A 19,960-nucleotide genomic window follows, 5' to 3' on the forward strand; every position below is an offset into this window, starting at 1 on the left:
GCTCCTGCGGGACCGGCCTCGTATCTGCCGCTTATGAGTCTCTGCCATGTCCGACTATCTGCTGCAAATGAACGGTATCGTCAAAACTTTCGGCGGTGTCAAAGCGCTCAATGGCATCGACATCAAGGTCAAGCCGGGTGAGTGCGTCGGGTTGTGCGGCGAGAACGGCGCAGGCAAATCCACGCTGATGAAGATCCTTTCCGCGGTCTACCCCCATGGCACCTGGGACGGTGAAATCCTCTGGGACGGTCAACCCCTGAAGGCGCAATCGATCAGCGAAACGGAAGCCGCCGGTATCGTCATCATTCACCAGGAACTGACGCTGGTTCCCGACCTGTCGGTGGCCGAGAACATTTTCATGGGCCATGAACTGACGCTGCCCGGTGGGCGGATGAATTATCCGGCGATGATCCACCGCGCCGAAGCCCTGATGCGTGAACTGAAAGTGCCGGACATGAACGTATCGCTGCCAGTTTCGCAGTACGGCGGCGGCTATCAGCAACTGGTGGAAATCGCCAAGGCACTGAACAAGCACGCCCGCCTGTTGATCCTCGACGAGCCTTCATCGGCCCTGACCCGTTCGGAAATCGAGGTGTTGCTGGACATCATCCGCGAACTCAAAGCCAAGGGTGTTGCCTGTGTCTACATCTCCCACAAGCTCGATGAAGTGGCCGCCGTGTGCGACACCATTTCGGTGATCCGCGACGGCAAACACATCGCCACGACCGCCATGGCGGACATGGATATTCCACAGATCATCACCCAGATGGTCGGACGGGAAATGAGCAACCTCTACCCCACCGAGCCACACGACATTGGCGAGGTGATTTTCGAGGCTCGCCACATCACCTGCTACGACGTCGACAACCCCAGGCGCAAACGGGTCGACGATATTTCGTTCAGCCTCAAGCGCGGGGAAATTCTCGGCATCGCCGGACTGGTCGGTGCAGGCCGCACCGAACTGGTGACAGCGCTGTTCGGCGCCTACCCCGGCCGCCACGAAGGCGAAGTCTGGCTGGAAGGCCAACTCATCGACACCCGCACGCCGCTCAAGTCAATCCGTGCCGGCCTGTGCCTGGTGCCCGAGGACCGCAAGCGCCAGGGCATCATTCCAGACCTGGGCGTCGGCCAGAACATCACCCTGGCCGTGCTGGACAGTTACTCGAAACTGACCCGCATCGATGCCGAAGCCGAACTAGGCAGCATCGATCGGGAAATTTCGCGCCTGCACCTCAAGACCGCGAGCCCGTTCCTGCCGATTACCAGTCTGTCCGGCGGCAATCAACAAAAAGCCGTCTTGGCGAAGATGCTGCTGACCAAACCCCGGGTGCTGATTCTCGATGAGCCCACCCGAGGTGTGGATGTCGGCGCCAAATACGAGATCTACAAGCTGATGGGAGCGCTGGCGGCCGAAGGTGTATCGATCATCATGGTGTCGTCGGAGCTGGCCGAAGTGCTAGGCGTTTCCGACCGCGTACTGGTGATCGGCGAAGGCCAGTTGCGTGGCGACCTCATCAACCACGGACTCACTCAGGAACAGTTGCTCGCCGCCGCACTCAGCCAGCCTGCTGGCAATAACAATAATGATCGGAAATCCGCGTAAATGAATCAGGTCAAACAACTCTTCACCCGCTACAAGATGCTCGCACTGGTGTTTGCCGTGGCGTTCATCTGGCTGTTCTTCAGCTGGCAGACCGAGGGCGGATTCCTGACACCGCGCAACCTCTCCAATCTGCTGCGCCAGATGTCCATTACCGGGATTCTCGCCTGCGGTATGGTGCTGGTCATCATCAGCGGCGAGATCGATTTATCAGTCGGCTCATTGCTGGGCCTGCTCGGTGGCGTCGCGGCTATTCTCGACGTGATCTACCACATACCGTTGCTGGCGAACCTGAGCCTTGTCGCCCTGTGCGGACTGTTGATCGGCCTCGCCAACGGCTATATGGCCGCCTACCTTCGCATTCCGTCTTTCATCGTCGGGCTGGGGGGCATGCTGGCTTTTAGGGGCATTTTGCTGGGGATTACCGGCGGCACGACTATCGCCCCGGTATCGCCGGAGCTCGTCTATATCGGCCAGGGTTATTTGCCGCACTCGATCGGCACGGGGCTGGGCGTTCTGCTGTTTGCACTGACGTTATTCCTGACCTGGAAACAACGGCGCAATCGCGCCCTTCACGGCCTGGCGGCACACTCACTGGTGCGTGACGTAGTCCGCGTGCTGTTGATCGGCGCGGTGCTGGCCGGCTTCGTCCAGACCCTCAACAGCTACGACGGCATTCCCGTGCCGGTCCTGCTTCTGCTGGTTCTACTGGGCGGGTTCAGCTACGTGACCAGCCAGACAGTGTTCGGCCGACGCGTCTATTCCGTGGGCAGCAACATGGAAGCGACACGCCTGTCCGGTATCAATGTGCAAGCCGTGAAGCTCTGGATTTTCGGGATCATGGGCGTCATGTGCGCCCTCGCCGGCGTGGTAAACACCGCACGCCTGGCCGCTGGTTCGCCCTCGGCCGGCAGCATGGGCGAACTCGACGCCATCGCCGCCTGCTTCATCGGCGGCACCTCCATGCGCGGCGGCTCCGGTACGGTCTACGGCGCCCTCCTCGGCGCGCTGGTCATCACCAGCCTGGACAACGGCATGTCCATGCTCGACGTCGACAGTTACTGGCAGATGATCGTCAAAGGCAGCATTCTAGTGTTGGCCGTGTGGGTGGATGTGAGCACTCGGACCGGGAGACGTTGATTCGCTGCGGACAGTACACGGAACACAAAAGACAAAAATCTTCATAACTGACTGTTTTTGAATTTGTCTTACACACCAAACAGAACATCAATGAACATCAAAAGAAAAGACATCGCCTCCGCCATCTTTAGACGAAAAAGCCCTGATTATTCAGGGCTTTGTCGTTTCCGGGCGTCAGCTTTATTGACATGCCACCCACAGATCGTTTCCGCATTTATCTGGCAATTTACACCCCCCTCTCGCCTGCTGATTGAAAATAACTGAGGCCTGCAAATGCCGCCTTTGCAGGACCACCAGCGCTGGCAAACTTCGCCTCGCTTCCAGCTTCATCGAGCAAGCTCAGCGTGCGCCACAAAGACGCGCTACAAGGTGTAGGAAATACCGACTTGCACGGTTCGTGGCGCACCCGGATAGGCGTATACGTTGCCGAACGCACCTTCTTCGTAATCGCGATCAAACAGGTTTTTCACGTCGAGATTGAGCCGCACCTTGTCATTGATCTTGTAGAAGCTGAGCAAGTCAACGACGGTGTAGCTGTCCATCGAAAACGCAGTGTTGGCGGTTTGCCCAGCGCGCTCGTCGACGTACTTGAGTCCGGTGCCCACGCCGAGCCCCTTGAGGGTACCGTCCTGGAACTCATACATATTGAGCAGACTGAAGCTGTTTTTCGGGATGTTCAGCAGGCGCGTGCCAGAGCGCAGCACGTTATCTTTGGTCACCACTGCATCGACATAGGCGTAGCCGCCGATCACGCGCCATTCGGGAGTGATGTTACCGGCGACGTTGACGTCGAAACCGCGGCTGCGCACTTCACCGGCAGCAACGCTGAAGGTCGAATCAACGGGATCGGTGGTCAAAACGTTACGCTTCTCGATCTGATAGATCGCCGCGTCGACACTCAACTGCTCATCCAGTGCTTCCCACTTGATACCCATTTCGTAAGACTTGCCCTTCTCAGGCGCAAACCCACCGCCGAGACGGCTTGCCCCGGTGTTGGGCTTGAACGATCGCGCGGTGTCGGCGTAGACCGCTAATGTCTCGGTCAAATCGTAGGTCACGCCAATGCGCGGGGTCACCGCGTTGTCACTGGCCTGCCAGCTCTTGCCGCCCGGCACGTAGGTTTCGTAGTCATGTTCGAAACGTTCGAAACGCGCCCCTGCCAGCACTTTCAGTTTGTCGGTCAGTGCCACCTGATCCTGCACGAACGCGGCATACGTCTTGAGGTTTTCCTTGTCATGAGTCGGCGTGCGAGTCAGCGCCGGACGCGGCTGGCCGTACACCGGATCGAAGATATCGATCGGGTACGCGCCGACAGCAACGCTGGAGCGTTGAATGATCGACTTGTAGTCGTAATCTTCGTACTCGATACCGGTGAGCAAAGTGTGCTGCAAACCAGCGGTATCGAAATGGCCGGTCAAATTGAGTTGGGTGTCCTTGTCGGTCCACTCCAGTTTTCGATAGTTGAAATTGCGCCCCAAGGTGCGGCCGTCATCGGCAATACCGTTGGCCTCGACTGCGTTGCCCTTGAGCGAACCATCAAGCCACTGGAAGCCGCCGCCCAGCGTCCAGTCGTCATTGAGCATGTGCTCGAAACGCAATTGCGCCATGTTGTTGTCGTTGTGCAATTTGCCAACGTCTTTTTCGCCGAAAAAGCTGTCGCGGGAGGCGGTGCCAATCTGTTTGGCGTAACGCGTAACGCCACGATCCAGAGGCGCGTTGTTGCGCATGAAATCGCCTTCGAAAATGAGCTTGGTCGCTTCGGTTGCCTGCCACGTCAGCACAGGAGTGATTCCGTAGCGCTCGGTTTCGACGTGATCGCGGAAGGTGTCGCCGCCCTCGCCCACTACGTTCAGTCGATAAGCCAGGCGGCCTTCTTCGTCGAGCGGGCCGGAAGCGTCCAGCGTGCCGCGCTTCATGCCCTGATCGTTCAATTGACTGCCCAAGGTGACGGTGCGCTCGGGTAGCGGCTGCTTGGAAACCACGTTGAACGTCCCGCCAGGGTCACCCCGACCGTAGAGCATGGTTGCCGGGCCGCGCAGCACTTCGAGTCGCTCGATAGCGTTGGCATCCGGCATGTTCGGGTAGCCGCGGTTGATCGGAAAACCGTTGCGGTAAAACTCGCCAGTGGTGAAGCCACGAACGGTAAACGTGGTCAGGCCCTGCCCACCGAAATTGTTCGCCCGCCCCACGCCCCCGGCGTAGTCCAGTGCTTCCTGCAAACGGGTCGCTCCGAGATCCTCGACCGCATCCTTCGAGACCACACTGATCGATTGCGGGGTTTCATGGATCGACGTGTCGGTACGCGTGGCGCTGGCCGAGCGCGTTGCCCGATAACCCTGAACCGGCCCGTCCGCCCTTTCGTAATTCGCGGTACCGACAACATCGGTTGCGTCCAGCTCAAGCGTTGAGGGGGCTACATCCGTTTGTTCAGCCCATGAGGAAGACGACAACGCTTGCAGTACACAAATGGAAAACAGGGTTCGACGCATGGAGAGGAAAACCTTTACGAATAGGCCAATGCACAGGGTAAAAACGCCAATAAAGACCCGCGCATGCTATACAAAACCATTCGCAATTAAAACTAATTCCCATTAGCGCACATGAACAACTCATCACGTCATTCGGAGAATGGGCGAAACGAGCGGTGCGCCATCCACTGAATTTTCGCTGCGATGCTCACGTGATGCTCTCTCACGCGCCCTCTCTACCAAGCCAAAGAGTGGCCTCCTTCCAGGCTCCAACCGTCACAAGCTCTTCTAAAGTTTCCAACAGAATTTTTTCCCAACTCAACGCCAGGCGACTGTTTCTGCGCTCCCTGAGCATAGTGAGCGAAAAAGTAGACCGGATGCCGGGTCTCTCAATGGCATGCGCCACCAGAATGCCATTGGCGATATCCTGGATTTACCCGGGGCGTTGTCGCGGTGTACCTCCTTGCCGAGCCCTTCAGCTCTCCTTGACTAACTGTGCAAGCAGACTCGTTTCAGGCTTTTTTGCGAAGACCTTCTGCGGCAGCAGCAGCCAGGCCAGTGCCGGCAACAGGATCAAGGCGCCGAGCATGTTCACCAGGAACATGAAGGCCAGCAGGATGCCCATGTCGGCCTGGAACTTGATCGGTGATAAAGCCCAGGTCGACACCGCGACCGCCAGTGTCATGCCGGTCAGCAAGACCACTTTGCCGGTGAACAGCAGCGACTGGTAATACGCTTGGGCCAGGGTATCGCCGGCACGCATTCGAGCCAGGATCACGCTCAACACGTAGAGCGCGTAGTCAACGCCGATGCCCACGCCGAGTGCGATCACCGGCAGTGTCGCGACTTTCACGCCCATGCCCAGACTTACCATCAGCGCCTCGCAAAGAATCGAGGTGAGCATCAGCGGCAGCATTGCGCAGAGGGTGGCGCGCCAACTGCGGAAGGTCAGCAGGCATAACAGGCTGACCGCACCGTAAACCCAGAACAGCATCTCGTTCATGGATTTTTTCACCACGATGTTGGTCGCGGCTTCGATCCCGGCACTGCCGGCGGCCAACATGAACTTGACCTCTGGCACCTGATGCTCAGCGATAAATTTCTCGCTGGCCTCCACTACCCGGTTCAGGGTATCGGCCTTGTGATCGGCCAGGTAAACGTACAGCGACAGCATCGAGCAGCCCTGATTGAAGAGCTCTCGCGGCGCTCGGGTCTGCACAGCACCCAACGCGCCGTCATTGGGGATCAGCTCATACCATCTGAAGTTACCTTCGTTGTAACCCACCGTGGCGATCTTGCTCAGCGCCGCCATGGAAGTGGTCGACTCCACACCCGGTAGTTGCTCCAGCTGCCAGGCCAGCGCATCCACCGCAGACAGGCTGGCGTAGCGCGTGCACTGATCCTCCGGAGTTTTGATCATGACCACGAAAATATCCGAGCTGGCGGCGTAATTGCGGGTCATGAACAGCGCGTCGCGGTTGTAGCGCGAGTCAGCGCGCAGCTCCGGTGCGCCGGGATCAAGATCGCCAATTTTCAGGTGCAGGCTCACGGCAAAACCGAACGCGGCCAGCAGCAGGCCGCCCAGCATGGCGCCAATGGCCCAGCGCCGCTGGGTGAACAGATCGAGAAAACGCCACAACGGATGCTTGATCTGCGCCTGCAGCTCGGCGGTTTCCGAACTCAGGCTGCGTTGTGCCGCTGCCGGGCTGACACCGATGTAGCTGAGCAGGATCGGCAGCAGAATCAGGTTGGTGAAGATCAGCACCGCCACGCCGAGGCTGGCGGTGATCGCCAGGTCCTGAATCACCCGAATATTGATCAGCAGCAACACCGCGAAGCCCACCGCATCGCAGAGCAACGCGGTCATGCCGGCGGCAAACAATCGGCGAAAGGTATAACGCGCGGCCACCACCCGATGGGTGCCGCGACCGACGTCCTGCATGATTCCGTTCATCTTTTGCGCGCCATGACTCATGCCGATGGCGAACACCAGAAACGGCACCAGCGCCGAATAAGGGTCCAGCTCATAACCGAGGATGGCGAGCAGACCGAGCTGCCAGAGCACCGCCACCAGCGAGCACGTCACCACCACCAGGGTACTGCGCGCGCAACGGGTGTAGCCATAGAGCACCACCACGGTCACCAGTACCGCCACCACGAAAAACAGCAGTACCTGGGTCAACCCCTCGATCAGATCACCAACGATCTTGGTGAAACCGGTGATGTGAATCTGCACATCATCGGTCTGGTATTTGTCCCGCAGGGTTTCCAGTTGCCGGGAAAACTCGCCGTAGTCCAGGGCTTTGCCAGTCTGCGGACTGATTTCCAGCAGGGGCACGAAGATCACGCTGGACTTGAAGTTGCCGGCCACCAATTGACCGACCTCGCCGGAGCGGGCGACGTTGGTTCGCACCTGTTCGATACTGGCGGCAGAACCATCGTAGTCGTCGGGGATCACCGTACCGCCATCCAGGCCCTCCTCTGTCACTGCGGTCCAGCGCGTGGTCGGGGTCCATAACGACTTCATATATGGCCGATCGACGCCCGGCAGCAGATAGAGCTCGTCGTTGAGCCTGGCCAGGGTGTCGAGGTAGTCCTTGGTGAAGATGCTGCCCTGCTTGACCTCCACGGCGATGCGCAGCGAGTTGCCCAGGCCGCTGAGCTCGCTGCGATTTTCCAGGAAGTTGGCGACATAGGGGTGACCGGTAGGAATGGTCTTCTCATAACTGGCGTTGATGCCGATGCCCGTGGCTTGCCAGCCAAGCAGCAGGGTCACCAGCAGACACAGCAGGATTACCAGCGGTCGATGGTTGAAGATCGCCCGCTCGGCGAAATTGCCCGACGCCTGGTCAAAGTCTTCCAGGCGGCCGATCACGGTTTGGGTTTTGTCGTCTTTCAAGTCTGACTCCTGTTGCACGGGCCTCGGCCCGATAGCGCTGCACCGTGAAGTTTCAAGGTTGGCCGGATGCCCGCGGATCCTGGTCAGCGGCCACGCCGCTCAAACCGACGCTAGCCAAACTGCCGTCCACCGCCTGTTGCACGGCGGCGACCGTTGCGCCGCTGCGGCTCTGACGTTTGTTGAAGCTGCGACCCTGGTCGTGGCTGAACAAGAGTTCACCGCTCTGGCTGACCATCAGCAGACTGCCGTCGCGCAGTTCGATGGCTGTCGCCAGCGTTGACTCGACGCCGGTGTCGAGGCGCCGCCAGCTGTCGCCACGGTCATCTGACCACCAGGCGTTGCCGCGCAGGCCATAGGCAATCAAGGCACCGCCACGGGTGCCGAGCAGACCGAAAAAGCTGCCTTCATAAGGTGATTTCAAGGCCTGGAACGAATGCCCGGCATCGGTCGAACGCAACAGTAAACCGCGCTCCCCCACCAGCAGCAGGTCATTGCCCGACGCACGAATGCCATACAGGTTCAGGCCCTGTGGATTGTCCACATGCTGCATCCACGGTCGCCAGTTTTGCCCGCCATCGTCAGTGCGGTAGATCTGGTTGTAGGCACCCACGATGTAGCCATGTAACCGGTCACTGAAGTACAGGTCGAGAAACGGCTTGTCCGGTCCGTCGCTCAGTAAATGCCGCGCCTGTTCCAGGTTGCTGGCACCGCCCGGTTGATCGGCATTGCGCTGCGCATCCTGCAGCGCCAGCCTGGCGGCACTTTCACCGTCTAGCTGTTTGTGCCAGGTTTCACCGCCGTCCTCGCTGTGCAGTACGACACCTAGATGACCCACTGCCCAACCCTGCTCCGCGTCGACGAATTGCACCGCTGTCAGGCTGACGCTGACCGGTACGCTGGCCTGGCGCCAGGTATTTCCCGAATCGTCCGAGAGCAGCACGATGCCCCGCTCTCCGACCGCCACCAAGCGCTCCCCGGCCCGGGCCAACCCGAGCATTACCGAGCGCTGGACCTTGGCGGTCGGCAATGCCGGCTGCTGCAGCACCGCGAACGTCGCGGCCTGCGCAGCAATGGACGTGCTCGCCAACAGACACAACGTCAGGGCGAAGGCCCCCCATCGCCGGCCGAAACTCGCAAAGCATTTTTCAACGTTCATGTCTTTATCCCGCTTGGAAAATCGCTCGCGACCGTGACGAGCTTTTCGCCCGCCACGGCCACCCAGGGTTCAACGCATGTTTTCGTTGGCCATGGCATCCGGCGTGAAGTAGGAGGCCGAAGGCTTCGCGACTTTCTGGTACTGAACCGCCAGATCATTGCTCGAGGAGTTGAGGAAGTAGGCGCCGGTGTCGAGGTTGTAACTGCCCCACATGACCTGTGCAGTGAGCGCCGGCAGGTCCGGTGCCAACAGCGTCAGCGAATACATCTGGCGCCCCAGTTTGCCCTGCGCGTCATAACCGTCGGCCATCAGGATCTGCCAGGAGTCCTCGTCGACGTAGTAGGTCCGGCGCGGCACCACATGGCGCTTGCCGGATTTAAGCGTGGCCTCGACCACCCAGACCCGATGTTTCTCCCAGCGCACCAGATCGGGATTGAGGAAGTTCTGTTTGACCAAATCGTCGCTCTTGGCAAGACCGGCGCGGTTGTTGTTGTAGGCGACGATCAGTTCTTTCTTGCCCATCAACTTGAGGTCGTAGCGATCGGTCGGTCCGAACAGCATGAACGCTTCGTCGAACAGACCGACCCCGGAGGTGACGAAGTCCGGGGTGTCGTAGGCGATGTTCGGCGCCCGGCGCACACGACGCTGGCCAACCAGGTACTGCCAGGCCGCACGGTTGGCCGGGTCCAGGTCCCAATGGGTCATCAGGCCTTCGCCGGCCTTCGACGACGGCAGTTCGGTCAACAGTTTGCCAATCAGGTATTTGCCGGAAAAATTCTCCGGGCTGCCGTTTTCGACGTAGTAGGGAAACTGGTAGGTGTACTGGGCACGGGTCGCCTGGACTTTCTTGCCGCCCGCCGTCATCAGCCAAGTGTCGAAAGGCGAGCTGATGGTATCGCCGCCCTGCCAGGACAGCCGATAGTTCCACAGGACTTGCGCGCCGTTGTCCGGAATCGGGAACGGGATGCCGCCGTAGGCGCTGGCGACTTTCTCGGTCTCAACGTCCAGCGTGGCGCGGAGGGCATTCTTGGCGGTGTTGTCATAGACCCATTGCGGGGCTGCTGCCGAGCGATGGGTGGGGTAAACGTCCAGCCGGTAGTCCGGGTATTTCTTCAACAGAACCTTGGTACCTTCGGCCAGCTCGCTGGCGTACTGCTCCATGTTCGAGGCCTTGATCGAGTACAGCGGTTTCTCACCGGCGAATGGATCGGGACGTTTGTCGCCCGCCTTGTAACCCGGCGCAACCTTGGTGTAGCCGCCATCCCAGGCCGGGATGCTGCCATCGGCGTTGCCGGCGCGCTCGCCGCCAAGGGGTGTCAGTTCGGACTTCAAACGGGCCGCCTGTTCGGGCGACACCGCTGCCTGTGTCAGGCTCATGCCGGCAAGGGCCAGGGTGAGGACGCACGTGTTGAGAAATGCTTTGTTCTGCATGGCGAATCCACCTTATTAGAATGAGGTTTTCACGTAGAGCGAGACGAAGTCGCGGTCGGCCAGCGACTGCCCGTAGCTGAAATTCCCGTCCTCGCGCAGCCCGGCTTTCGGCGCACCGAAGAAGTTCACGTAGTTGAGGCCAACATCCCAGCGCTGTAGATAAGTGGCCTTGAGCCCGACACTCCAGTCGCCGGAATGGGTATTGCCGAAGCCCGATTTGTTAACGGCCGAAGAGCGCCCATCGAGCACCACGCCCATGCCGATCGGCACGGTCAGGTCGATCCCGTCGACAATCTGGAAGTACGCCGGCTCCACCAACACGCGCAATGCCGTCGCATCGCGGGTCGTGTTGGAATCCAGCGCCGCGGCGTTCTCGGTGACGCTCAGGGTTCGGTTCCAGGCCAGTTCGGCCAGTGCCGAGCCGCCGTCCCAGAAAGCCGTCGGTGATAACAGGTAAATCGCCGACAGGTTGGCGTGCGCGGTTTTGCCCCGAGCAAACAGCGAGTTGTCGCCGCCATCTGCATCCGTGCCCGGTGTCACCACTTGCAGATTACTCACCAGCGGCGCATTCCAGCGCACAGAGGTTTCACCGGCGAAGTTGAACGGGCCATAGGCAGTGGAAAAGCTGACGCCGGCAGTCTTGATATCTTCGGCGTAGACCTGACGATAAGAACTCAGGATCGGCAACCCGGTGGCCGCCGCCGCGGCGCCGTCAAGGTAGGCGTACAGCCCAATCGGGGTTTTGTCGTGATACTGCGCGGCGTAAAAACCCAGTTCCAGTTCGGTCCCGGTCGGTTTGAAACGAATCTGCATACCGCCCTGCCCCGAGTTCTTCGGTTTCAGATCGCCGCCATTCACGGTGTCGTTGCCAAACACCTCGCGCAGCGAACCGCTGCCGTAGCCGATGGCATCGGCATCGCTCAGGTAGCTGCCGGCACCGGGCAGATTGGAACGCTCCCACTCGAACTGGTAGTAGGCGCCCACCGACAACTGCGGATTGATCTGCAACTGCCCGGAGATCTGATTGACCGGACGCAGGATCTCCTTGAACTGGGTCCCCGGCACGCTAAGCAACTTGACCACGTCGGTCGGGCCCTGGGCATTGGCAATCCCGTTGCCGCCGTAGAACAGGCTTTCACCGTAGATCAGGCTGTGCCGCCCCAGACGCACCACGCCCTGGGAGTCTTCACCGAGGTCACCGCGCAGGAACACAAAGGCGTCGAGGATTTCGCCGTCGCGGCCATGGAGCTTACGGGTCTCACTGAGGAAATGCGTTTGCTCGCGGCTGTCGGTGTCCTTGTTGTAGATATCGTCGTACCAGGCCGCGCCACTCACACGCAGCCCGTAGTTTTGCCGACTGAGGTCCATTTCGGAAAACAGGTCCAGACGGTTGGAGACCAGACCGCTACTGAAATTTTTATCGCCCTGACTCTGGATCGAGGGATACAGGCCGTTGGCGGTCGGCGCGTTGACCAAACGGCTGTCCTGACCCTGTAGACGCCAGGCCTGGCTGTATTTGATGGTGTTGTCCCAACGCAGTTTCCAGTCGGAATCACCGAGGTCCATTTGCATGGCCTCGACCCTTCCGACCATCACACCTGTGCTGCATAACGCCAGAAACAGGGCGCAATGCTTGAAACGAAAGCAACGTTTAACGTTGTCCATGGACGCTCCTCATTATTTTTATTTTTTGCATGGCTTTGCACGCATGGCGCCAGCCAACACGCTCGGGTAGCGGCTTGCGCCGCTGTCTACGGGTGTCCGTTTCAGATGTAGGTGGAGGCCAATCCGCCATCGACTGCCAGGTTGACGCCGTTGATCCAGCGCGACTCGTCGGCACACAGGAACGCGATCACCGCCGCCACCTCGTCGGCATAACCGGGGCGTTTCATGCGATGGGCATCAGCCTGGGTCCGGGCCTCACCGAGCATGCTCACGAAGTCGCCGAGGATGGGCGTGAAAACCGGGCCTGGCGCCACGCTGTTCATGCGCACCGAATGCTCGAGAAACCAGGGCTGGGCCTGCACGTAGTTCCAGACGATCAAGGCTTCCTTGAAATACTGGTAGCAGGTCTCGTCCGGTACCGGGTGTTCGGCCAGCCAGGCTTGCGCGGCGGCAAAATCTTCGATGCTCGCCAGCGCCTTGTGCAGGTCCAGGCGCTGCGGCCATTCGGCACCGAGGATCGAGGCGATATTGACGATGCTGCCGCCAGCCGTGATGCGCGGCAGTAGCACGCTGCTCAGGTGGCGCAACCCCAGGTAATTGACCTGCGCCAGCAGTTGCGGATTCGCGGTGCCCGGGACCCCGGCGATATTGCACAGGCTATCGATCCGTGCCGGTAACTGCGGCAACAGCCGGTCGATGCTCTCGGCACTGCTCAGATCGCCCTGGACAAAGCCGTCCAGGGTCATGTGCGGGGCCTTCAGATCCACGCCAATCACTTGGGCACCGTGGCCGCGCAGCAGGCTTGCAGTGGCGGCGCCGATACCCGAGGAGACCCCGGTCACCAGTACAATCTTGTTGTCGAGTTTCATGTTGTGTCCTCTTATTGTTTTTGTGTATTCACCCGGTTGGCCAACCACTCGCTTAGGCCGGCTCCCGTCAGAATGGGTAGCGCGGCGCGGTGTCCTTGACCGTCACCCATTGCCATTGGGTGTATTCGTCCCAGTCGGCCGGGCCACCAACGCTGCCGGCATTTCCCGAACTGCCACGCCCACCGAATGGATTGACGCATTCGTCGGCCACCGTCTGATCGTTGATGTGCAGAAGACCGCAATTGAGTTGCTCACCCATCGCCATGGCACGCCCGACCGAAGGCGAGATGATCGCCGCGGACAAGCCATACTCGGTGCGATTGGCCAACTCGATGGCCTCCTCGTCACTGGCAAAACTCACCACCGTGGCCACCGGACCGAAGATCTCCTCGTCGAACGCACGCATGCCCGGGCGCACGCCTGAAAGAACCGTAGGTTGATAGAAGAGCTGTTCAAACTCGCCGCCGGCTTCCAGTGTTGCCCCGGCACTTAAACTGTCCGTGACGATTTCATGCACACGTTGCAACTGTCGTTTGCTGATCAAAGGCCCCAGTACCGCCTCGCCGCGAGCGGCATTGCCGACCGTGATCGTCCGTGCTTTCTCTGCCAGTCTGCGGACCAGCTCTTCAGCGATCGACTCATGGGCCAGGATACGTCCGGTGGCCATGCAGATTTGCCCCTGGTGCAGCCAGGCACCCCAAGCGGCATTGCTGGCCGCCAGGTCGAGATCGGCGTCTTCGAGCACGATCAGCGAGTTCTTGCCGCCCAACTCCAGGGCCACTTTCTTCAGATGACGCCCAGCCACCTCCGCGACCTTGCGTCCCGCCGCGGTAGAGCCGGTGAACGCGATCATCCGCACATGCGGGTCGCGGCACAGCGCCTCACCGGCCACCGCTGCACCCGGCAAAACCTGCAGCAAACCTTTGGGCAGACCGGCTGCCTCGAACAACCGGGCAATGATGAAGCCACCACTGACCGGGGTCTGCGGATCAGGCTTGAGCACCACAGCGTTGCCGGCCGCTAGTGCGGGCGCCACCGAGCGCAGGGACAGCACCAGAGGAAAGTTGAACGGAGAAATCACCCCGACCACGCCATGGGGCAACCGGCGTGCATAGGACAAGCGCCCCGCCTCGCTCGGAAGAACCAGGCCATGGGGTTGCGACAGCAGACCGGCCGCCTGATGCAGCAAGACGATCGCCTCACGGACCTCATGTTCACCCTTGAACAGACTGCCGCCGCTTTCCCGAGCGATGTACAGCGCCAGCTCGGCAAAGTGTTGCTGGGCCAGTGCTGCGGCTTTGCGAAAGATCTCCGCCCGCTCGCGCGGCCGCAATGCCGCCCAGGCCGGCTGGACACGGGCAGCGTTGAGACTGGCAAACGCGATGTCCGCCGCATCGGCCAGGCCGGTGACAGTCAGCACCTCGCCGGTGGCTGGCTCGCGTACGCTATTGGTTCCGCCTAACGGGCGTATCCAGTCGCCATTGAAAACGCGTTCACACCACACCTCGTCCCGCAGAAAATCAGAGGGTTCACTTACCGACATTTCGGCCTCCCGGCTCTTGTGTTTGTCATCGCCCGACGACGCCTTGCTGAAGCGGTGAAGTCGTCTGCGTCGTGAAAGCACTAGAGCAAGGGCTGTGCCGATTTCCTGCGTGCCACCCTTATTTAGATGGCGAAGGCTCTGGCCTGTGGGCTCAAGATGAGCACTCAAAGATCAGGCGAGGGTCTCGACACTCCGCCAGCACCGGGCCACTTGTTCAAATGATAAAGTTATGTTTAATAACTATTTTTGAAGTTGCTCATTTAGATCAGTCATTGCGCTCAGGGGCATAACAATGAACAACCCCCACTTGCTGTTTCCCGGTCTCGCGATGCGGGAGGAGCATTTCTCGCCCCGCGGGGACAGTACCCAGCTAGCCGAGGGCAACTCACCGACCGTGGCCGAGTTGACCGAATGCCTGTTCTTTTCCCCTGTCGACGGACGCATCTGGCTCAACGATCAGCGCATGCTGCTGTTGCACAGTTCATCCTTCGGCGCACTTCGGCGCGAGATCATCGACCGCCAGGGTCTGGAACAGACCCGGGGTCTGTTTACCCGCACCGGCTACCTGTCAGGCGCACGCGATGCACGGCTGATCCGCGAGCGTTGGCCGGACGCCGATGCCGCGGCGATTTTCTCCGCCGGCACTCGCCTGCACACCCTCGAGGGCATGACCAAGGTCGAACCCCTGCACTTCAAGTTCGACGCCGACTCCGGCTTCTACGAAGGTGAGTTCCTCTGGCATCACTCCTGCGAGGCCGACGAACATATCGCCGCTTACGGGATCGGCCAGGACCCGGTGTGCTGGACCGAACTGGGCTATGCCATCGGTTATGTCAGCGGGCTGTTCGGCCGCCTGGTGATCTTCCGTGAAACCGAATGCCGGGGCATGGGCCACGAGACCTGCCGAGTGGTCGGCAAGACCGCCGAACAATGGGGCGATGTCGAACAAGACCTGAGTTATCTCACCGCCTCGCCATCAAGCGTCGCTCCCAGGCAGCATCCAGCACCAGCACCCGCCCCCGATGACGACAGTGAAATGCCTGGCGGTCCAAAACCTATCGGAGCCAGCGCCGCCTTCAATGCCGCCACCCTCGCGTTGCAGCGCGTGGCGCCGACCCCCGCTACGGTACTGTTCAGCGGTGAGTCCGGGGTCGGCAAGGAGCTATTTGCCCGCCAGCTGCATCAGTACAGCCCGCGCCATCAAGCACCCTTCGTGGCCCTCAACTGTGCCGCGATCCCGGACAATCTGATCGAGGCGGAGCTGTTCGGCGTCGAGCGCGGCGCCTACACCGGTGCCACCCATTCGCGCCCCGGGCGCTTCGAACGGGCTCATGGCGGCACCCTGTTTCTCGATGAAATCGCCAGCCTCAGCCTGCCCGGTCAGGGCAAGCTGCTGCGGGCATTGCAGGAGCGCGAGATCGAACGAATCGGTGGTGGTCAGCCAATCAAGGTCGATGTACGGGTGGTGGCGGCAACCAACGTTGACCTGCGCAAAGCGGTAGCGGCTGGAGACTTTCGTGAGGACCTGTTCTACCGCTTGAACGTCTTCCCCATCACCCTGCCGCCACTGCGTGAACGACGCGACGATATCCCGTTACTGGTCAACGCGTTCCTGCGGCGCTTCTGCCAGGACTACGCGCGCAAACCCGCCGGGCTGACCATGCGCGCGCTCAAAGCATTGCTACGCTACGACTTCCCCGGCAACGTGCGGGAACTGCAGAACCTGGTAGAGCGCGGTCTGATCGCCAGCGAGGATGGTCAAGCCATCGATCTGGTCCACCTGTTTCGCAACGAGCCAGTACCACAGGAGCTGTACTCTCTGGACGACAAGGGTAGCCTCGCGGCCATCGACCAGAGCCCCGCCAGCGCACAGCCTCGCCCGGCCTTGCTGGAAACCTTGACCCGGCTGGAGCAAGGATTCTCCATTGAAGGACTGGAGTCGCGCTTGATCGACGAAGCGTTGCAACAGAGCGAAGGCAATCTGGCTGCGGCCGCACGACTGCTGGGATTGAGTCGTGCGCAGTTCGCCTATCGGCTGAAGAAGTACCAACAGGCGTCGGCAGAGCGGGCATCCTGAAGCGCAAAGCCATTCACGTTTATCACCCCCAAAAAAACCGCCACTGGCGGTTTTTTGTACATAAATATTTTTCAATGGATCCATTACGCATGTCTAAAACATACTCGACTTGAGTAAGGCATACCTCCTTATGCTTAATTATAAGCATAAACGGCAGCAGGACACGGTTGACTTGCGACATCCGCTTATCGCCTAATGGATCCATCAAAACAAAAACAAGCGCTGACCTGGAGAATATTCATGTACCCAAAAAACACGTGGTACGTCGCCTGCACCCCCGATGAAATTGCACAAGGCCCCCTCGGGCGGCAGATCTGCGGCGAAAAAATCGTTTTCTATCGCAGCCAGGAAAACCAGGTTGCAGCAGTTGAGGACTTTTGCCCGCACCGCGGCGCGCCGCTCTCATTGGGCTATGTCGAAAACGGCAACCTCGTGTGCGGCTATCACGGTCTGGTCATGGGTTGCGACGGCAAAACTGTCGAAATGCCAGGGCAACGGGTACGCGGCTTCCCTTGCAACAAGACTTTCGCGGTGGTCGAACGTTACGGTTTTATCTGGGTCTGGCCTGGTGAACAGGACAAGGCCGACCCGACACTGATCCACCACCTGGAGTGGGCCGTGAGCGATCAATGGGCATACGGCGGCGGTCTGTTCCACATCGGCTGCGACTATCGCCTGATGATCGACAACCTCATGGATCTGACGCACGAAACCTACGTACATGCGTCCAGCATCGGCCAGAAAGAAATCGATGAGGCCGCCCCGACCACGACGGTCGAGGGCGACGAAGTGGTCACCGCACGCCACATGGAAAACATCATGGCGCCGCCGTTCTGGCGCATGGCCTTGCGCGGCAATAATCTGGCCGACGATGTGCCAGTGGACCGCTGGCAAATCTGCCGCTTCTCGCCACCCAGTCACGTACTGATCGAAGTGGGTGTCGCCCATGCCGGCAATGGCGGCTACCACGCCGCCCCCGAGTTCAAGGCATCCAGCATCGTGGTTGACTTCATCACCCCGGAAACCGAGACCTCCATCTGGTACTTCTGGGGCATGGCGCGCAACTTCAATCCTCAGGATGAAGCACTCACCGCGACCATTCGCGAGGGTCAGGGGAAGATTTTCAGCGAAGACCTGGAGATGCTCGAACGCCAGCAGCAAAACCTGCTGGACCACCCCCAACGCAATGTGCTGAAGCTCAATATCGATGCGGGCGGCGTGCAGTCGCGCCGTGTCCTGGAACGCATCATCGCCAGCGAGCGAGCCCCCGAACCGCAATTGATCGCCACCGCTCAATAGGCTGGCCAGGGCACGCCATGTCGTGCCCGTCCCTTGCGCAGCACACGTTCAAAATAACCAGAAGTGACCACTGCGGTGGCAACGCTCCGAGGATGAAGCATGATCGATGTAGTGGTGGTATCGCGCAAAAACGAAGCTCAGGACATCTGCAGCTATGAATTGGCCTGCGTCAATGACAACGCACTGCCCGGTTTCAGTGCCGGCGCGCACATTGACGTGCACCTGCCCGGCGGACTCATCCGTCAATACTCCCTGTGCAATCACCCCGAAGAGCGCCACCGTTACCTCATCGGTGTGCTCAAGGATCCAGACTCGCGCGGCGGCTCGCAATGCCTGCACGAACAGATCAACACTGGAGATCGCCTGCGCATCAGCGAGCCACGCAATCTGTTCCCGCTGGCACACCAGGCCAGGCGCAGCCTGTTGTTTGCCGGCGGCATCGGTATCACACCGATTCTGTGCATGGCTGAACGTCTTGCACACAGCGACGCGGACTTCGAGATGCATTACTGCGCACGCTCAAGCGAGCGTGCAGCCTTTGTCGAACGAATCAGGAACTCGTCTTTCGCCGACCGGGTATTTCTGCATTTCGATGAACAACCCGAAACAGCGCTGAACGCCGCCAGGGTATTGGCCCAGCCAGGAGAGAACGTTCATCTGTATGTTTGCGGGCCGGGCGGTTTTATGCAGCACGTGCTGGACAGCGCCAAGGCTCAAGGCTGGCAGGAAGACTCGCTGCACCGCGAATACTTTGCCGCCACGCCAGCCGATACCAGCAACGACGGGAGCTTTTCGGTCAAGGTTGGCAGCACCGGCCAGGTCTTCGAAATCCCGGCCGACAAGACCGTGGTTCAAGTACTGGAAAGCCATGGCATCGATATCGCCATGTCCTGCGAACAAGGCATTTGCGGCACGTGCCTGACCAGGGTACTGGAGGGCGTGCCGGATCACCGCGACCTGTTCCTCACCGAAAATGAGCAGGCACTTAATGATCAGTTCACTCCGTGCTGCTCGCGTTCGAAATCACCGCTGCTGGTGCTGGACCTCTGAAAAGGCCGAGCCTCACTCAGAGCGGTGAATGACCTTCATCCGCTCATTGGCTGTCGCAGAACCAAATATCTCGGCATAGCGCAGGGTAGCGTTGGCGTGTTCGCGCATGATCGCTTCGGCGCGGGCACCCTGGCGATTGATCAAGGCATCGAAGACGGAATGATGTTGCATGTGGGCGAAGTTGAAACGCCGATACTCGCGGACCATGTCGTTACGATCCACCGCCAACGCGGTCACCGAAGCAAACGGCAGGTGGTCATTGCGCGCCAGCGCATCGGCGATGGCCGGGTTGTGGCTGCCGTCGACGATCACCTGATGGAAACGCATGTTGAGGTCATGGTAGACCTCCAGATCGTCTTCTGTGACATAGCCCTTGTCGAACAACTCGTCACCTTGCAGCAGGCATAGTTCCAGGATCGCGCGCCCCTCCGCCGAAAGCCCGCGCTCGGCGGTCTGACGCGCCGCCAGGCCTTCGAGCACTCCGCGCACCTCGACGGCACCAGCGATGTCATCGGCACTGACCGAGCGCACCTGAAACCCTCGACCGCCAAAACGCACCAGCAACCCTTCCTGTTCGAGGGTTCGAAACGCCATACGCACCGGCATCCGGGACACCCCGAACAGCTCTGCCGTGGGGATTTCCATCAGTCGTTCGCCAGCAACCAGCTCGCCCGAGGCGATCATCTTGCGCAGCGCTACCAGCACCAACTGACCGGGCTTACTCATCCAGGCAACTTCCAGAAAACGTGGGCGGCCATAGTAA

General features: G+C 60.1%; 13 protein-coding genes. 5 read left to right on the forward strand and 8 right to left on the reverse strand.

The window, feature by feature from the left end:
- Nucleotides 1–46: 46 nt before the first annotated feature.
- A complete protein-coding gene (gene xylG / locus Q7W83_RS11160; protein ID WP_473656054.1) occupies nt 47–1,603 on the forward strand; it encodes a D-xylose ABC transporter ATP-binding protein in 1,557 nt (518 codons plus the stop codon).
- The gene (locus Q7W83_RS11165; RefSeq protein WP_150632594.1) at nt 1,604–2,740 is read left to right on the forward strand and encodes a sugar ABC transporter permease; all 1,137 of its coding nucleotides are present in this window, start codon (nt 1,604–1,606) and stop codon (nt 2,738–2,740) included.
- A gap of 362 nt (nt 2,741–3,102) precedes the next feature.
- Here the strand turns inward: Q7W83_RS11165 and Q7W83_RS11170 are convergent, their stop codons facing one another.
- From Q7W83_RS11170 to Q7W83_RS11200, 7 genes are all read right to left on the reverse strand, one after another.
- Complete coding sequence (locus Q7W83_RS11170) at nt 3,103–5,229, reverse strand: TonB-dependent siderophore receptor (RefSeq protein WP_473656055.1); 2,127 nt, start codon at nt 5,227–5,229, stop codon at nt 3,103–3,105.
- Nucleotides 5,230–5,683: 454 nt separating this feature from the next.
- Nucleotides 5,684–8,107: an efflux RND transporter permease subunit gene (locus Q7W83_RS11175; protein ID WP_473656056.1), complete on the reverse strand. Its 2,424-nt coding sequence runs from the start codon at nt 8,105–8,107 to the stop codon at nt 5,684–5,686.
- Between the two features lie 52 nt (nt 8,108–8,159).
- Entirely contained in the window at nt 8,160–9,263 is a 1,104-nt protein-coding gene (locus Q7W83_RS11180) for a WD40/YVTN/BNR-like repeat-containing protein (RefSeq protein WP_150632597.1), read from the reverse strand.
- Between the two features lie 69 nt (nt 9,264–9,332).
- Nucleotides 9,333–10,694 carry a DUF1329 domain-containing protein gene (locus Q7W83_RS11185; protein WP_140678332.1) on the reverse strand — a complete coding sequence of 454 codons (1,362 nt, stop codon included), beginning with the start codon at nt 10,692–10,694 and terminating at the stop codon, nt 9,333–9,335.
- A 15-nt stretch (nt 10,695–10,709) separates the two neighbouring features.
- Nucleotides 10,710–12,359, reverse strand: coding sequence for a DUF1302 domain-containing protein (locus Q7W83_RS11190; protein WP_473656057.1), 1,650 nt, complete (start codon nt 12,357–12,359; stop codon nt 10,710–10,712).
- A 101-nt stretch (nt 12,360–12,460) separates the two neighbouring features.
- The gene (locus Q7W83_RS11195) at nt 12,461–13,228 is read right to left on the reverse strand and encodes a coniferyl-alcohol dehydrogenase (RefSeq protein WP_473656058.1); all 768 of its coding nucleotides are present in this window, start codon (nt 13,226–13,228) and stop codon (nt 12,461–12,463) included.
- A 67-nt stretch (nt 13,229–13,295) separates the two neighbouring features.
- Nucleotides 13,296–14,771 (reverse strand): benzaldehyde dehydrogenase, encoded by a 1,476-nt coding sequence (locus tag Q7W83_RS11200; protein WP_473656059.1) that lies wholly within the window; start codon nt 14,769–14,771, stop codon nt 13,296–13,298.
- Between the two features lie 292 nt (nt 14,772–15,063).
- On the opposite strand from Q7W83_RS11200, the gene Q7W83_RS11205 reads away from it, so the two are divergent.
- The 3 genes from Q7W83_RS11205 (at nt 15,064) to Q7W83_RS11215 (ending at nt 19,197) form a co-directional block, all read left to right on the forward strand.
- Nucleotides 15,064–16,848 carry a sigma-54-dependent Fis family transcriptional regulator gene (locus tag Q7W83_RS11205; protein WP_150632600.1) on the forward strand — a complete coding sequence of 595 codons (1,785 nt, stop codon included), beginning with the start codon at nt 15,064–15,066 and terminating at the stop codon, nt 16,846–16,848.
- Nucleotides 16,849–17,088: 240 nt separating this feature from the next.
- Complete coding sequence (locus Q7W83_RS11210) at nt 17,089–18,147, forward strand: aromatic ring-hydroxylating oxygenase subunit alpha (protein WP_150632601.1); 1,059 nt, start codon at nt 17,089–17,091, stop codon at nt 18,145–18,147.
- A 99-nt stretch (nt 18,148–18,246) separates the two neighbouring features.
- On the forward strand, nt 18,247–19,197 hold the full coding sequence (locus tag Q7W83_RS11215) for a PDR/VanB family oxidoreductase (protein ID WP_150632602.1): 951 nt from the start codon (nt 18,247–18,249) through the stop codon (nt 19,195–19,197).
- 12 nt (nt 19,198–19,209) lie between these two features.
- Here the strand turns inward: Q7W83_RS11215 and Q7W83_RS11220 are convergent, their stop codons facing one another.
- Nucleotides 19,210–19,923 (reverse strand): GntR family transcriptional regulator, encoded by a 714-nt coding sequence (locus tag Q7W83_RS11220; protein WP_150632603.1) that lies wholly within the window; start codon nt 19,921–19,923, stop codon nt 19,210–19,212.
- Between the last annotated feature and the right edge of the window lie 37 nt (nt 19,924–19,960).

This window comes from Pseudomonas sp. 300 (genome assembly GCF_055803035.1).

Bases quoted from the DNA above. Each gene is read 5' to 3' on its own strand.
- xylG (WP_473656054.1), top strand. From the start codon at position 47: ATGTCCGACTATCTGCTGCAAATGAACGGTATCGTCAAAACTTTCGGC.
- Q7W83_RS11165 (WP_150632594.1), top strand. From the start codon at position 1,604: ATGAATCAGGTCAAACAACTCTTCACCCGCTACAAGATGCTCGCACTG.
- Q7W83_RS11170 (WP_473656055.1), bottom strand. From the start codon at position 5,229: ATGCGTCGAACCCTGTTTTCCATTTGTGTACTGCAAGCGTTGTCGTCT.
- Q7W83_RS11180 (WP_150632597.1), bottom strand. From the start codon at position 9,263: ATGAACGTTGAAAAATGCTTTGCGAGTTTCGGCCGGCGATGGGGGGCC.
- Q7W83_RS11185 (WP_140678332.1), bottom strand. From the start codon at position 10,694: ATGCAGAACAAAGCATTTCTCAACACGTGCGTCCTCACCCTGGCCCTT.
- Q7W83_RS11190 (WP_473656057.1), bottom strand. From the start codon at position 12,359: ATGGACAACGTTAAACGTTGCTTTCGTTTCAAGCATTGCGCCCTGTTT.
- Q7W83_RS11195 (WP_473656058.1), bottom strand. From the start codon at position 13,228: ATGAAACTCGACAACAAGATTGTACTGGTGACCGGGGTCTCCTCGGGT.
- Q7W83_RS11200 (WP_473656059.1), bottom strand. From the start codon at position 14,771: ATGTCGGTAAGTGAACCCTCTGATTTTCTGCGGGACGAGGTGTGGTGT.
- Q7W83_RS11205 (WP_150632600.1), top strand. From the start codon at position 15,064: ATGAACAACCCCCACTTGCTGTTTCCCGGTCTCGCGATGCGGGAGGAG.
- Q7W83_RS11210 (WP_150632601.1), top strand. From the start codon at position 17,089: ATGTACCCAAAAAACACGTGGTACGTCGCCTGCACCCCCGATGAAATT.
- Q7W83_RS11215 (WP_150632602.1), top strand. From the start codon at position 18,247: ATGATCGATGTAGTGGTGGTATCGCGCAAAAACGAAGCTCAGGACATC.
- Q7W83_RS11220 (WP_150632603.1), bottom strand. From the start codon at position 19,923: ATGAGTAAGCCCGGTCAGTTGGTGCTGGTAGCGCTGCGCAAGATGATC.